Raw genomic sequence first — 13,341 nt, forward strand, 5'->3', positions numbered from 1 at the left:
ATAACGACAGATCATCGATCCAAATCGTACCACCGCCAGCCAACAATGCCCCAAAGTGGATCATCGCACCGTCCTCGGGTACGTCCAAAACGATCTCGTACCTGTACCAATCGTTTGTGCCAGTAATCGGGCGTTGACGCATGTTGTCGAACGCAACGGTACCGCGTTCTTTCGAGTCGACGCGAAGCCAAAGCCCAGCATATTCAGTCACATCGTCGGTCTTAATATAGCCAAAGAAACGCAATCGCTTCCCAGCAAACTCAGTCGCGTCGATGGCCTGAACGATGGTTCCAAATCTGTGTTCGGTTGCTGCGTCGGTCCTCGACAAACGGACGCTCGAGTTCCCGCTAAGCTTGGTCTCTGAATCCAGCGAGACGTCGTACCCATTCGGTCCGCCGCCCCAATCGGACGGTCGGCGATCCCCTGCAATCAAAGTCGGTGCAGCCAACACGCATGCGAATGCGATTGACAGAACGGCGTGGACCCTCATTTCAGTCTCCTAGTCTTCGTCGACGAACGGCTGACATCACCAACGACGCACGCGACGGTTATCCGCCGCCATGAGCTCAATCAGCGTTTCTGTTTTGACCATGCCCAATCATCGGATTACCGAGATCGCGCAGCAGCGTAAACGCTTGCTGCTCGTCGAATCCCAATTCGATCAGGCTGTCGTAGTAGTTCTTCTGAAATGTCGCCAGCTTCTTAGCCGTCTCGGGTTTTGCAAGGTAGTCAAGATACTTGTCAGAGATTTGAATTGTCACATCGGCCATCCCACCGAACATGCCAGAGAAGATGCCGCCTTCCGCTTTGGCGTTGAATGTCGCATCGCCGTTCAACGCATCCTCGCCGTTGACGTTAGCGGATACCGTGGTGCAGCACACGAAGGCAATGCAAAACAAAAGTTTGTTCATTGTCGAAATCCCAGATGGAACAAGGGGCATGATTTCGGTCGGACAAGGGCAGCGGCAACGGGGCCGCCGCCAAACGCCGATGATTTCAAAAAACGCGTCACCGGCGGCTCCCGTACACCGCCAGGTTATCCGGCTTTTCGTTTGTCCTCAACGTGAATGACGATCAACGAGTCAGCGTCTTGGCCATGCTTCGAGCGCCCCAGCAAATCTACCAAGAGATCCTAAGGATCATCTATTATCCCGGCTCTAGTTCTTCCGCGATCGATTGGCTATCGATGAATCCAACATATTCACCGGAGGTTTATCCCCTCTTTTCCACTTGATTTTGTGGACCTCGGCATTTTGCTCCGAGATGGAGAGTATCTTGCCGCGGATCTCGAGGTCTCCATAGACGGTAACCGCCAAAGCATCGCCTTCGAAGGATACAGACCGAATCCGGGTGCCAATCGGCAACTGATAAGTCATTGATCCAGTCCCGTCACCGATGGTGTGCAAGGACAGTCCGTCGAGCGAACGCTCCCCAAACTTGAGCATGTTTGGTTGAATCTGAGCCACCCTGGATTCCCCATCGAACACGATCAAGTCCGAGACAGCTGCCTTTATCAGCATTTGCTTCACTTCGGAATCCGCCAATCGAGCTTCAGCCTGGCCGATGGGAAGCAACGATTCTGATTCGACGGCGTGACTGAAAGCCTCACGAGCCGCGGTGCGTTTGGACCGAAGATGTGCCGTCCATACGGCGCATATTGCGGCAACACACAGTGGGAGGAAGATCGCAATGGATCGCAGCGTAAATTTTTGCATAGCATTCGGATAACGGCGGCGGCCAGGGGCGCAGCCTAAGAATGTTGTTTTCAGAACCCGCGTCATTGGCGGCCCAACCGCGGCGAGCGATCTTCCACTATCGGGCTGGCTCGGGCAGTTTGATACCGGCACCGCGAAGGGCGCGATCGAATTTCGGTTGAGGCAATCCCGTCGTTAGAAACCCGTGGTTTCGCACACCGTTCTTGAACCACTTTGCCGAATAGCACTCGAAGCAGATCACGAATTCGTAAAGATTGCCTTCATGGATGACGCGGATGCCGTGGCGAGGATTGAAGCACGCAGCCACAGTCCCGTCATTCGCCGCGACACCGGCGCCAAACGCATTCAACAGGTCAGTCCGCACCGCCGCTTTTTCGATTCTTGCGACACCAAGAACCCGCCAGTGATGAAACTCTTCGCCGTCCGATTCATCGGCCCCATGCGTAGGATCCAGCGAAAGCAATTCAAAAGAATCTCCGTCGCGTAACGCGGTCGAAGCCTCGACCGGGAGGGCGTTACGCGGCGATGAATCCGATTGGTCAATCGATTCGGACGTCGGATTGCATCCGAGGATTAGTGCGGCCAACGCGATGAGATGAATTCGCATTGTGTCTCCAAGGTTCAGCGGACGTTCCCAATCGCCGGCTGTGAAAAGGGATTCCATCTGAAACGCATGTTGGTCTCCTCTACACGCAAACCGTCCGAGATCATCCGATCCGAGGAACTGAGCAAACCACCGCCCATCAGATCCTCGAGGACTCGGGTGCATTTCCTTGTTCTGGCTTCTTCGTCAATTCTGACGCGTTCTTAGCTCGGATGATCGGCCAACCTCACGATCTGCGTCTTTCGATACTTTGGAAACCATGACAGTTCCATCAGCGTGATACTCTTCCGTCGACTTCGTTCGGATTGTTCGCCTTGAAAGAGATTCGGAATGCTCCGAAACCCACGTCATTGTGCTTGTTTTTGCGTCCCACGTCCCGATGGACACCAGTTCGCGACCGTTCGAAAGGAACGACCAACGTTTGTATTGTTTTGCCTTCTCGTCATATTTGGTCAACGTTTTGAAGGTGACGTCGTTTGGTACGAACCTAGCGTTGAATGCGCCGGTCTCCTCGAAAAAAGCACCACCCAACACCCATTCCCCGGTGCGCGTCCCTCGTGAAATCGGATCGTCGCGGTCAAACTGAACATCCCAAGTGCCGACAGCCAGGGACAACACGTCACGCCCCGTCGAATTCGCTGGTGCAGTCTCGTTTGCACGTGTAGCGACAGCGATGGAAGCCAGGAGTCCAAACGTGATGATGCGAATCATTTCAATTTCCCATGTGACGCGCTAACGGTACCGATCACTGAGGACCAGCGGTAGATTCTCCGTTCTCGGAACGCGACGCCCGGTCCTTCGGAGCATCGGATGGTTCGCTCGCCTCCAGCGTCCGTCTTGCGGCGGCGATCGCAATGCGTAGCGTTTCTCTCGACGTTTTCAACTCCTCAGCCGACAGCCGCTTTCCGTGCGATTCAACCACCACTTGAGCATTGTCAGAAAGGCAATAGCCCAGGAAGTTGCAGACAGATTCGTGTCGTAGCGATTCTGAACCCACAAACAATCGCAATGTCTCGCTTTGATCTTGGCTGTGTGCGACCACGATTTCCACGAGATTGATCCCGCGGTCGTTACACTGTTTCCGCTCTCTGTCCTTGATGGGGCGAGCTGATTTGTTGATGTCCGAAAGTCCCAACGAAAAGCGTTTGAAACCGGCTCCACTTCCGGACTCTTCGTTCTTCACCGTGAGCAAATAGTTTGTGTCTTCGGCCGCGGTGACCAATGCCCTGCTAACGTCTGCCATGTGCGACGTTCCGTCAACTCGCACGGGCGATCCCGCCCATGAGAACGAAGCAAGCAGAATCAATAAAATGGATAGCAATGGGCGCATCAGTACGGTTTCCGGGTGTTCTATGCAGCGAACGGTGCGCATCACGATGTTTAGCCGCGGGTGTCTGGCGATCACGACGCTGCCTTGCCCCGCAAAATGTCAAGCCGATTAGCCGGTGCATTGGGTGAGAAGAAGTCAGGTATCGTGTTCGGAGTCCGTTTGGGACGCGACAAGAATTCGACGGGCCACTCGGTCAGACGTGGTTCCGCGACATGTTCAAATTCACCTTCTTCATTTTCGTCAATATACTCTCGCTGAAGGACCAGTGCGATTGGCTCCTGAGCACCGTCGGTTGATTTGTAGAACTCAAATGCGTCGCCATAGGAAGCGAAGGGTCGGTAATAGTCACTTCCATCGCATTCGTCGGCAGCACCCTCATCGGGATAAAGCCAAACCCGGTACTCGAGTACAGCATCCCAGACGTATCCGCCACCAGCACCAACTTCAGCATCGAAGTAGCCGACAAGATCGGCATCGAGAACCGCGGGAAATTGGATGTCGGTCATCTGCAGTGGTTTGTCGAGTAACGGGTCGGATCACGCGGCGGCGACGAGACGTCAGACAGCCGACCTCGCCGCTCGCCGTACATTCGGAGTTTATCCCTTCAGGGCCAATTGCATCGACCTACGTTTGCCCCATGAGTTTTCGAAGAAGCTCCGAAACCATGAAAACCGAACCAACCAGTACGCCGGCAAAGTATCCATAGAGAGCACCAACGGCAAGATTGCCCAACACCGAAAAGATAATCGAGTCCGGTCCACTAGATAGGTTAATCTTCCCGAGCAAAGCAACGACCACGACCGAAAAAACAGATCCCACAGCCAATGAAGCCTGTCGAGGGTGACGACCTCCAAACAATACGGCTTGCCCGAGGGCCACCAGTACCAAGAGGATGGCAATCAGCGACGTTACCAGGGACGATGCCCCAAGAGCATTTAGGAAGGCGAAAAGCATCGCGAAGGCAGTCGTTACCACAAGCACAGTCGCCAGATCAAACTTACGTGGGGCCGAGTAAACACCGCGCCGCTTTTGCGGATGCTGCTTATCAACGCTCATGAATTAGGAAGGGCTCACGTGACCAATCACCCGGTCGAGACGAGAGATTCTTCGTTGTCAAAACGAACGACTTCGCGATCGGGTCCATCGGACGGTTGTCCCTCTCGTAGTATCGTTCTACTGACTTCCCGTGACGGCCATTTTGAATTCTTTGGGAGAGTACGTCCCATCACCACGAACGACCAGGTAGGTCTCGGGTTCGTGAAACTGCGTTACCGCGTATCGGGATCCGATCGGTGGCTTGATGTAGATCTGATATCGTCCGGGGAACAGATACTTTGTCGTCAGCAGGCCACCGTTCTCGTCAGTCGTGTACTCATGGAAGCCGCCATCGCCGCCGTCTGGGCCTATCAGAATCGTCTGAAAGGATGCTCCAACGACAGGCTCAAGCGTATCAGAAGCGATGACCCGAATTCGTGCACGCACCCCATTTGAGGCGAGCGTGCCGCTAGTCAATTGGTTGAATTGCTGCTCTCTAGCTTGGTCGACGCCAAGGCGGTAACAGGCGAGACCGATTGCGACAAAACAAATCAACAAAAGCAAAGAGCGAATTGACGTTCTAATGGTTCAGCCCCAAAGCGTTTGGGTTAGCCGGATAACGACTGGGACAAAAGATTGGCCGCGGTTTATGCCACTTCAAAATGCGTTGTCGGCCACTTCGCGTTCATCACTTTGTTCTGTGGCGAATCGGCTCTGCTTCGAAATCTAGTTGCCAAAAGCCATCGTCCCAACGAAACAATCGTCTTCCGCGTTCAGATTCCGGCATCGGCTGCCCTGCCGATGCTGGCTCGCGGCCAATGCCAAGAATCAAGTCAATGCCGTTAATCTCGCGTGCGGTGATGACTGACTCGAGTATCAACCGTGATTCTTGAGCGTCTTCGATTCGCCCCGTAACCGTGACGTTGCCTTTGTTGACCGAAATTGTCAGGTTTCGTCGCTCAAGTTTTCCGTCTTCGATCAGCGCATTCAGATTGGTGACAATTTCGCGTGCGGTTTCTCGATCGTTGATCCGGTCGTCCGCCGTGGAACTGGGCGAATGGAAGGTAAGGAGCAAAAGCGACAGTGCGAGTCGATTGATCATGAGCAGTCCTTGACAGTGTTCCGTTGGAGCACGCAGTTTAGACGCAGATGGACTTTGAGTGACATACGAACTCGGCCAATGGCACCGAACCGAACGGATCACTCAGCGGCGACGGCTGACGAACTACTTCAAACAACTGGGCGTCGCCACTCGTCGTGCATCCGTTGCTATTGGTTCTCTTCCGACTTGAGTTGATCGCCAAACTCCTTTTGCAGCTTTTCGAGCTTTGGAACGATATTCGCGACACAATAGGGACTTTGCTTATTCCGGTTGAAGAAGTTCGAATGATCCGCATCCGTCGGGTAAAACGTTTCCGCATCCTCAATCGAGGTCACAATGGGCGACCGAAACGTTTTTTGACGCATCAACAGTCGTTTGTACTCGTTCGCAGTTGATTTCTGCTCGTCTGTGTGACAAAAGATCACGCTCCGGTACCGGGTCCCAACGTCCGGTCCCTGGCGATTCCTGGTTGTTGGATCGTGGGTGCGGAAGAACACCTGCAGCAATGTCTCGTAAGACACGACGCTGGGATCGAACTCGATCTTGACCACTTCGACATGCCCCGTCCGACCAGTCATCACTTGCTGATACGTCGGGTTGCTCGTCCTGCCGCCCATAAAACCTGGCGCGACGCTCTCGACTCCTTCGATGCGTTGAAACACGGCCTCGACGCACCAGTAGCATCCGCCGCCAAATGTGGCTATTTCGTTTGGGGAATCTTCCGCGATCGCGTTGCCACTCAGGGCACAGAGGGTGCCGACAACCGTCGCTGCGAGTCGAAGCCTGGTGAGGGTGCACATCAAATGGAGCCAACGAAAGCGAAGGAAGGGATTCAATTGAAATAGCGGTGGCGATCACGGGTCCGCCGTGTTGGACCGGAAGTATTCGAACCATTCAACTCTGCGGCGTCCGCTCATCGCGTTGCCCTGTCCTCGTTCAAGCGTGTAGTGTTGGAAGCACCAATGCAATTGCAACGATCACGGTGATGGCTAACAGCGATCGCAAAGAGAAAGTAAATCGGCCCCACAAGAGAATGCCAACAACCGCTGAGGGAACCGCGGAAGCGGCCCAAACAGGAACTAAAAGCCAAAGCAAAGGACCTGGCCGAGAAGCAGCGGCCCATGATGCATCGAACCATACATAGGAAAACGCCCAAAACCGTCCGAGACTCATCGTTTCCGCATGGCCACTACTGCTTTCGAGCATACCCAGATAGTCGCGGATTCTGAATCGCGACGCTTGTGTTGAAACAGAAAGCCACCGATCATTCTTCCCGCCTTCCCCGACTCGTGAATACGTCGTCCAGCCCGTTTGCGAGTCATGCCCAGGAGCGAGACGTACGAGTGGAATTTGAAGAAAAACAAGCCCCTCGTCGACCGCCACCTGCACGTCGCTGTACGTCGCTTCGTCGCAGTGCGTATAGCTTCGCGCCGTGAGCACCGTGGTAAAACTCAGCCACGCGAGAAACAGAACAAGTAACGCTCGGCGGGAGACTCTTGGCTTCACCTTGCATCATCCTCCTTGCGACAGAACGCTACGGATCACGTGGTCGCCGCGACCGATCGACCACGTCGACAATCTCAACTCGGCGACTCACGTTCATCCGATGGTTTTGACCGGTGTCTATTGCGTCCGTTTGGTCACATGAAGGATGTACAACGCCTTGCCGTCGTCAAGAATCCCGCTCATCAATCCGGTCTCGAGAGAGCTAGCGGACGATCGAATCACACCGGACTCGATGTTGCCAGAATTGCCAACCGTTACGCGACGCCAGCCAGCATCAGTCAGGAATTGACCCGTCCAAAAAGCTTCACGCCCCTTGCTCGCAACCTGGGCGCGTACTCGCTCGCGTTCGTCATCAGAATCGTACGGAATCCGAAGCTGGTCAAAGTCAATCGCAACACCGCCTGCCGGCCATTGACCCTTCATCGCAATCTCCAGCTTGCCCACACGCCGAGTGAGATCGGACAACATTCGCTTGATCTCGGAAAGCTCGTGTTGCTGGCGACTCGGTGGTTCACCGGCGCTCGACGAAACTGCAAATAGGCAAACGATTGAACACGCAACCAATCGATACATGACGAATCCCTCCAAAGAGTCAAGAGTTGACACCGTGTCTGTTTGAGTCAGAACGTCACCCATCCCCCCGGTCGCTGCGAGAAATCCTCCATTGCCATGACGCTCGACTCGGCGAGTCCGGCGAATGGATGGCTCGGCCACTCAGGGAAGGCGTTTGACTCGGATGTCCCGAAAGTACCACACACTGCTGGGGTCGTGAGCCTGCAGCGCGATCGCCCCACCGTTTTCGGCAAAAACGCGTCCGGATCTGTTCTGCGGTCGCACAACGTCCGGCGGTTCCGTGTAATCCACAACCTCTTCTCCGTTGAGCGATACCGTGATCCGCTTGCCGCTGACGACGACACGGACTGTGAACCATTCTGACTCGTCGACAGGCGATTCCTGCAAATCCACCACCGCGTACAGACTCCCAGTCTTCCTTTTCTCTTGAGCAGCTGAATTCAGTTGGACCTCGTAGCCCCGGGCCAGGTGCTTGCGGTTATCCCGCGTTGACATGTCGGTGTGAACGAAGATACCACCATTGGAATTCGGCTCAGCCCTGACGGTTGCCTCAAGCTCAAAGTTTTTGAACGACTCGAGTCCATCCTGGCGATCGCCGACGTAAAAAAGGTGCGCCCTCGTCTGACTCGACGCATTGATCCGGAGCATTCCGTTCACGACGGTGAATGCAGCCGGATCGAGGTTGGCCCTCCAACCAGCCAAGTCCTTGCCATTGAATAACAGCTTCCAATCATCGGCGTTTGAAGCTGCCGGCATCGAAGCAAGTACGACAAAAAAAACGAGTCTGTTCATCGGTAGAATTCTATTGACCGAACGAAAGCGATAACCGGGTTGCGGCTTCAATCATTGGGAGTACTTTGCTGCACCCACCAAAACCAAGGGCCGAGGTCCTGTCCGTCGAATACCGATGCGTACCGGGTGCAACCCGCAGCCTCACCCCATTGATCACTGTATTCGATCATCATTTTCCCAACAGTCGTGGAATCGTCTAAATGAGTTGACAAAGGAAAGCAATGCGAGACGGCCGAGTACGGCCACATTGGCTTCGAGGGAGATTTGCTGTGGATCAGATATGCCAATGCGACTGCGGGCCCCGTCGATGCAATGTAGATAGGGACAGCGCATAGCAGAAGAATGGCGTAGGCGCTAACCGTTCGAGGTTTCTTCGTGTAGGCAAGAGCAAAGGCAAACGGAAGACACGCGGCGAGAAAAAAACCCACGAATGGTGCGACACTCATCGCGGCAAACGCAACGGCGGTGACTGATGTGAGAGCAAGAAGACGAAGGATGGACAATTATCAAATCTCCGGTGTCGGCGAACGTCCGGCGATGCGTGGTCGCCGCATTGGACTTGATGTCCTCAGGAAACACCCTCGGCGAGGGCGCATCATCGCATGGTTATCGCAATCTGTGATTCGGTTCTTTCAGCCGATGCCTGACCATCCAGTTAAATACGAAGGCCGGCGTCGTCATTACAGCAAAAATGACACAAACAGTGAACAGTTCTGTCCCAGACAACGGTGGATCCTGGTAGATCTTCCAAGCAGCGGCAAGGCAAGTTAGAAACGGCAACGCAACCGCGAAGTACTTCCAGAACGTGAAGAGTTGAGGTATGCGAATCCGTCGAATTGCCAGTGCCAGGATTCCGTACGTCGTCAAAACACTCATCACAATCCAGTAAACGGTCTTGATCATCGGTTCGCGACTCACGACACCGTCGATTGTTCCGGCAATACAATCCGATGCGAATAACACTCCGTAAATCAAGACGCAAACACGTCCGATGGCGTTCCAAACCCCCGGGCGGACCTGGGAATCCTCAACAGAGGACGGGGGCTGATACGGATTGGTTTGCAGTTCAGGCAGAACGTGGGCCCTCATCTCATTTCGACATCGGCGTGGTCATGTCGGACATCACCGAGCACACGCGGTGAACGCCCCACTTCGTAGAACACTGATTCCCGTGCTTCGGTGCATGCCGTGAATTTGCCGGACGTCGTCTGCAAACCCTCCATTCTTGGCATTGGCCAGCGACGAAACGTGCTCGACCACATTTCAAAACCCGCACTACCACCACTGCGGTTCATGACGTGGTTCTGCCATCATTGCTTGTCACAGATGAAGGTCACGAAACCGATACCGGTCCGCTCGCCGCTTCTTGCTGCGTGCCTTCTGATCAAGTTCTTTCAAGTAAGCACGTGCAAACGTTGTTTGCGCGAAACCACCGACGGCTAGCATCATGAACCAGGGAAATAACTGTGAGGGTGTCAGCATATCGAGCCACGAATGCCCGGGGATCCACGTTCCGGACCTGTGTGGCAAAAAAACAGCCCCGCAGTGAAACCTGCGACGACGCCCGCGAAGATGCCAGTGTAGCACTTCTGACGCAACGCAATCATGATGTGAAAACCGATCCAGCCTTCAACAAGGATGGTGGTCTGTGCAGCGGCACGAGGAAACTGCAAGGTTGCGCAAACGACTGCTACAACGACCGTTAACCACAGGCAGTGAGCGATACCAAATTGCGTTCGCATCGATCGAGTCGGATGCATCCGTTGATTCCCCGTCATTCTCCACGGGGTAGCAAAACAGAGCCGAAATGCTGAGATCCAGTGCGCCCACGCCAATCCCGAACGAATACGCCCAGGCGAACTTGATCACAACCGTCGGGAAACACCACGTCGTAGCGCACTCTTTCGCCTGGTGCGAGTTGAGTACATTCTTCCCGGAAAAAACCAAGGTGGAGCATGATGGGATCGCTTGAAATGGGCCCACCAGAAGAAACGACGATCGGCAATGCGTTTTCAGGCACCCAACAGTTGGAACTGCTTGCGTTTCGTAGTTCGAGACGAAATTGCTGTCCCGGAAGCCCAGCGAGTGATTCCTTCTGCGGTACGAGTTCAAACGACGAAACTTCAATTTCAGGAACGAACGGCAACGATACCGAGATGGCCACTGCTGAGATCGCAGCAACAACAAGCAACGTTCGAATTCCAAACCGAGGGTATCGCATCCAGGATCATCCTAGGGGGGAACGCTTGCGAATCACGGGCGGCGGCGAACGATCCTCCACGACGAAACCGCGACTCCGCCGCTCCGTATCATCGCATGGCTATCCGGATTTCTTGTTATCTGAGAAGACGCTACGACTGGCAGCTGCTCCCCACGTACGCTGATTGTGCAATGCCGACTCTCCCGGAGCGACAGTCAGCCAGTTCCAGTCACCGTCGTGGACCATTCGTGCGATGATCGCGACCTGGCCGACGTGGTACGTCAAATGTGTCACCGATCTCAGCAGGGCCTGGGCCACCGAATGGGACTCGCCACGAATGTAGATCGTTTGAAAGATTGTCTCGTCGTCAATTATCGCGAGCGCAGACTCGAGCGCTGTCCAGCCCGCGTTGAAATCATCCAAAAGTGATTCTCGGTCACCAACCCAATCGGTGAACTCCGCGTCACGATCCCGGTCCGGCTTCTCGCCGTCAGTAGTCAGAAAGTCCGTCCAGCGACTGCGAAGATTGCCACCGAGGTGCCGCAAGATCACCGCTACCGAATTGATGTTGGGCTCGGGGCGTGCAAATAGCTCATTGTCAGAGAGCTGCTCAACCGTTGCGTCTAGCATCCTGCGGTATCCAGACACCATGTCGCGTATCGTCGAGAGCCAGATATCAGATTCTTGTTGTGGCATGATCGTACCCGATTACGGCAGGGTTCAGCGGGCCGCGAGAACGACTCCAATCCAACCGATTGACCCAACTCGCGGCATCCAGCGGTTTCGCCATTGCATCCAACGAACGCCCGTGATGAGCAATGCGATCGCAAGCACTTTAACTAGCAGTGTCCGCGTGGAGTATCTCAATGAAGGCCGCGTTTCAGATAACGCCTCGCCTCACCGGGGCCCGTGAATTGAGCATGCATTCGCGAAACTGATCAACGGGACTCCGCGTACTCACGCCCCTTATCCGTTCAGCAGGGGAACGAAAAGGCCAAAGAACGTGGCAAGCAGAAGGAAGCTCCCAAAAGACGCGCAAATGACGCAACACAGGTACGCCGGTAAACCGACAAAGAAGGCAGCCTCGCGCCACGGCGAATCAAGCGAAACGCTAAAGCCGAACACGCAGACAGCGAAACCGTAGAAACCAGCCGCGAGCCCAAGTAGTCGTACGGAAAGCGGGACAGGACCAACCGTTGCAGCACAAAACCCGATCGCGATGGCGGATGTTGCGATCAGCAGCGTGCGAATACTTAGCCGAGGCGGTCGTTCGGGATCGGATGTCATTCAGACGAAATCAGCGAAGGAGTTTAGCAACGCGAGTTCGTTCAGCCGGATAACGATTGCGATGCAATCACCCGGTCGCGACGAGAAATCCTCCATTGTCGAACACGTTGGACTTCGCGACGAGGGTGCGTTGCGTGTTTCTTGCGGTATCTAGGGATACTTCAGCAAACGGCTATTCGAAGCATTGCACAATCAAAGCGAACTAATCGCAATCAAAATCGCCGTTCCGAAATCCGGGTCGTAGTTCTTTTTTGCCTCCCCAGCTTTAGTCACAAGATACCGAGCCACCTCTTCCGGTTCACCAGTTTTCAGCAACTGAATCACTTCGTAACTGCTTCCACGGAATAGCTTCAAAGTCCCTTCGCGGTCCGACATCTTTAGTTGCTGGATGGTGTTGTAGTTCATGATCCCCGTGATGAGGTCGTAACCACTTAGCTGTCGCAATTCTGAATAAAGTCGTTCACCAAATCGTTGGCGACTGTCGGACATCGTCATTCTCCATGTTTTCGATCTGCGTAACGCAACATCCCGTAACAACATGACTTTGATGAGCCGTACGCACCGATTCGAGTCAACAGTGAAGGATACCGATCATGAGCGACAGCTTGGCCGCCGCATCACGAGTAGCGATCACGCGGCGGCCACGAGAGATCTACCAATCTAAGCAACATGGCTTCGCCGCTCGTTGCGCATCGCAGTGTTCTGCTTTGGTTCCAAGCGAATCGGCATCTTATTTCCTGCTTGCAGCTTTAGCCCGCTCCCATGTTTCGTTGAAAACACCCTCGGTGTCCATCTGTTTAAGGCTATCCTTCGTAATTTCAAGTTTGTGCTTGAATGTCTTTCCAATCAGCGACGACGTCGAATCACCCGCAAAATCAATCGTTTCGCTCAAAACCATTCCGTCAAATGAGTAATGGCCACCATGTTGGAAGACGATCATTCCCGACGTGGGATCTGGTTGAATGACGCACCAGTGAGTGCCCGTGAACAATTTTAGGCGAGTACCGATTCCTGATGGGGAGCCTGGATTCTCTGCGGTCTTGAGTTGCCACGCTCCGATGAGCATTTTTTCGAGCTCGGTGTTGGACGCATTCGTTCCCTCGTCTGCGGTTGCAGTCGACGCTGTAAGCAAGACAGACAGAAGGGTTGCGAAAGCCAACAAGATGTAGGTCAGTCGTTTCATTTGGTTCTCCGTTC

18 protein-coding genes are annotated in these 13,341 nt (G+C 54.3%); all 18 read right to left on the reverse strand.

Going from position 1 to position 13,341, the window contains the following annotated elements:
* Nucleotides 1-244, reverse strand: a 244-nt coding sequence (locus FYK55_RS29875) for a hypothetical protein (protein WP_235909025.1), incomplete at its 3' end; no start/stop codon positions are given.
* Nucleotides 245-566: 322 nt separating this feature from the next.
* Complete coding sequence (locus FYK55_RS27575; RefSeq protein ID WP_150079842.1) at nucleotides 567-911, reverse strand: hypothetical protein; 345 nt, start codon at nucleotides 909-911, stop codon at nucleotides 567-569.
* Nucleotides 912-1,157: 246 nt separating this feature from the next.
* The gene (locus FYK55_RS27580) at nucleotides 1,158-1,781 is read right to left on the reverse strand and encodes a hypothetical protein (RefSeq protein ID WP_161604795.1); all 624 of its coding nucleotides are present in this window, start codon (nucleotides 1,779-1,781) and stop codon (nucleotides 1,158-1,160) included.
* 31 nt (nucleotides 1,782-1,812) lie between these two features.
* Nucleotides 1,813-2,322, reverse strand: a complete 510-nt coding sequence (locus FYK55_RS29880) for a hypothetical protein (RefSeq protein WP_235909026.1) — start codon at nucleotides 2,320-2,322, stop codon at nucleotides 1,813-1,815.
* A 183-nt stretch (nucleotides 2,323-2,505) separates the two neighbouring features.
* Nucleotides 2,506-3,030: a hypothetical protein gene (locus tag FYK55_RS27590; RefSeq protein ID WP_150079844.1), complete on the reverse strand. Its 525-nt coding sequence runs from the start codon at nucleotides 3,028-3,030 to the stop codon at nucleotides 2,506-2,508.
* A gap of 34 nt (nucleotides 3,031-3,064) precedes the next feature.
* Nucleotides 3,065-3,562: a hypothetical protein gene (locus tag FYK55_RS27595; RefSeq protein ID WP_150079845.1), complete on the reverse strand. Its 498-nt coding sequence runs from the start codon at nucleotides 3,560-3,562 to the stop codon at nucleotides 3,065-3,067.
* Nucleotides 3,563-3,720: 158 nt separating this feature from the next.
* Nucleotides 3,721-4,155 (reverse strand): GCN5 family acetyltransferase, encoded by a 435-nt coding sequence (locus tag FYK55_RS27600; RefSeq protein ID WP_150079846.1) that lies wholly within the window; start codon nucleotides 4,153-4,155, stop codon nucleotides 3,721-3,723.
* A gap of 118 nt (nucleotides 4,156-4,273) precedes the next feature.
* Nucleotides 4,274-4,705 carry a hypothetical protein gene (locus FYK55_RS27605; RefSeq protein WP_150079847.1) on the reverse strand — a complete coding sequence of 144 codons (432 nt, stop codon included), beginning with the start codon at nucleotides 4,703-4,705 and terminating at the stop codon, nucleotides 4,274-4,276.
* A 117-nt stretch (nucleotides 4,706-4,822) separates the two neighbouring features.
* Nucleotides 4,823-5,131 carry a hypothetical protein gene (locus tag FYK55_RS27610; RefSeq protein WP_150079848.1) on the reverse strand — a complete coding sequence of 103 codons (309 nt, stop codon included), beginning with the start codon at nucleotides 5,129-5,131 and terminating at the stop codon, nucleotides 4,823-4,825.
* A 241-nt stretch (nucleotides 5,132-5,372) separates the two neighbouring features.
* Nucleotides 5,373-5,888 carry a BON domain-containing protein gene (locus FYK55_RS27615; RefSeq protein WP_150079849.1) on the reverse strand — a complete coding sequence of 172 codons (516 nt, stop codon included), beginning with the start codon at nucleotides 5,886-5,888 and terminating at the stop codon, nucleotides 5,373-5,375.
* A 65-nt stretch (nucleotides 5,889-5,953) separates the two neighbouring features.
* Nucleotides 5,954-6,586: a peptide-methionine (S)-S-oxide reductase MsrA gene (gene msrA / locus FYK55_RS27620; RefSeq protein ID WP_150079850.1), complete on the reverse strand. Its 633-nt coding sequence runs from the start codon at nucleotides 6,584-6,586 to the stop codon at nucleotides 5,954-5,956.
* An 823-nt stretch (nucleotides 6,587-7,409) separates the two neighbouring features.
* On the reverse strand, nucleotides 7,410-7,760 hold the full coding sequence (locus FYK55_RS27630; RefSeq protein ID WP_161604796.1) for a hypothetical protein: 351 nt from the start codon (nucleotides 7,758-7,760) through the stop codon (nucleotides 7,410-7,412).
* Between the two features lie 246 nt (nucleotides 7,761-8,006).
* Nucleotides 8,007-8,657, reverse strand: coding sequence for a 3-keto-disaccharide hydrolase (locus tag FYK55_RS27635; protein WP_150079853.1), 651 nt, complete (start codon nucleotides 8,655-8,657; stop codon nucleotides 8,007-8,009).
* 606 nt (nucleotides 8,658-9,263) lie between these two features.
* Entirely contained in the window at nucleotides 9,264-9,746 is a 483-nt protein-coding gene (locus FYK55_RS27640; RefSeq protein WP_150079854.1) for a hypothetical protein, read from the reverse strand.
* A 685-nt stretch (nucleotides 9,747-10,431) separates the two neighbouring features.
* The gene (locus tag FYK55_RS27645) at nucleotides 10,432-10,848 is read right to left on the reverse strand and encodes a hypothetical protein (RefSeq protein ID WP_150079855.1); all 417 of its coding nucleotides are present in this window, start codon (nucleotides 10,846-10,848) and stop codon (nucleotides 10,432-10,434) included.
* Nucleotides 10,849-10,977: 129 nt separating this feature from the next.
* Nucleotides 10,978-11,553 carry a DUF1572 family protein gene (locus tag FYK55_RS27650; RefSeq protein WP_150079856.1) on the reverse strand — a complete coding sequence of 192 codons (576 nt, stop codon included), beginning with the start codon at nucleotides 11,551-11,553 and terminating at the stop codon, nucleotides 10,978-10,980.
* 783 nt (nucleotides 11,554-12,336) lie between these two features.
* Complete coding sequence (locus tag FYK55_RS27655; protein WP_150079857.1) at nucleotides 12,337-12,633, reverse strand: hypothetical protein; 297 nt, start codon at nucleotides 12,631-12,633, stop codon at nucleotides 12,337-12,339.
* 241 nt (nucleotides 12,634-12,874) lie between these two features.
* On the reverse strand, nucleotides 12,875-13,327 hold the full coding sequence (locus FYK55_RS27660) for a hypothetical protein (RefSeq protein WP_150079858.1): 453 nt from the start codon (nucleotides 13,325-13,327) through the stop codon (nucleotides 12,875-12,877).
* Nucleotides 13,328-13,341 lie beyond the last annotated feature (14 nt).

The sequence above is a fragment of the Roseiconus nitratireducens genome, assembly GCF_008629675.1.
Classification (GTDB): Bacteria; Planctomycetota; Planctomycetia; order Pirellulales; family Pirellulaceae; genus Stieleria; species Stieleria nitratireducens.

Coding starts and splice junctions, on each gene's coding strand:
- FYK55_RS29880 (WP_235909026.1), bottom strand. CDS start 2,322: ATGCGAATTCATCTCATCGCGTTGGCCGCACTAATCCTCGGATGCAAT.
- FYK55_RS27650 (WP_150079856.1), bottom strand. CDS start 11,553: ATGCCACAACAAGAATCTGATATCTGGCTCTCGACGATACGCGACATG.
- FYK55_RS27655 (WP_150079857.1), bottom strand. CDS start 12,633: ATGTCCGACAGTCGCCAACGATTTGGTGAACGACTTTATTCAGAATTG.
- FYK55_RS27635 (WP_150079853.1), bottom strand. CDS start 8,657: ATGAACAGACTCGTTTTTTTTGTCGTACTTGCTTCGATGCCGGCAGCT.
- FYK55_RS27580 (WP_161604795.1), bottom strand. CDS start 1,781: ATGACGCGGGTTCTGAAAACAACATTCTTAGGCTGCGCCCCTGGCCGC.
- FYK55_RS27630 (WP_161604796.1), bottom strand. CDS start 7,760: ATGTTGTCCGATCTCACTCGGCGTGTGGGCAAGCTGGAGATTGCGATG.
- FYK55_RS27575 (WP_150079842.1), bottom strand. CDS start 911: ATGAACAAACTTTTGTTTTGCATTGCCTTCGTGTGCTGCACCACGGTA.
- FYK55_RS27605 (WP_150079847.1), bottom strand. CDS start 4,705: ATGAGCGTTGATAAGCAGCATCCGCAAAAGCGGCGCGGTGTTTACTCG.
- msrA (WP_150079850.1), bottom strand. CDS start 6,586: ATGTGCACCCTCACCAGGCTTCGACTCGCAGCGACGGTTGTCGGCACC.
- FYK55_RS27600 (WP_150079846.1), bottom strand. CDS start 4,155: ATGACCGACATCCAATTTCCCGCGGTTCTCGATGCCGATCTTGTCGGC.
- FYK55_RS27590 (WP_150079844.1), bottom strand. CDS start 3,030: ATGATTCGCATCATCACGTTTGGACTCCTGGCTTCCATCGCTGTCGCT.
- FYK55_RS27640 (WP_150079854.1), bottom strand. CDS start 9,746: ATGAGGGCCCACGTTCTGCCTGAACTGCAAACCAATCCGTATCAGCCC.
- FYK55_RS27660 (WP_150079858.1), bottom strand. CDS start 13,327: ATGAAACGACTGACCTACATCTTGTTGGCTTTCGCAACCCTTCTGTCT.
- FYK55_RS27595 (WP_150079845.1), bottom strand. CDS start 3,562: ATGGCAGACGTTAGCAGGGCATTGGTCACCGCGGCCGAAGACACAAAC.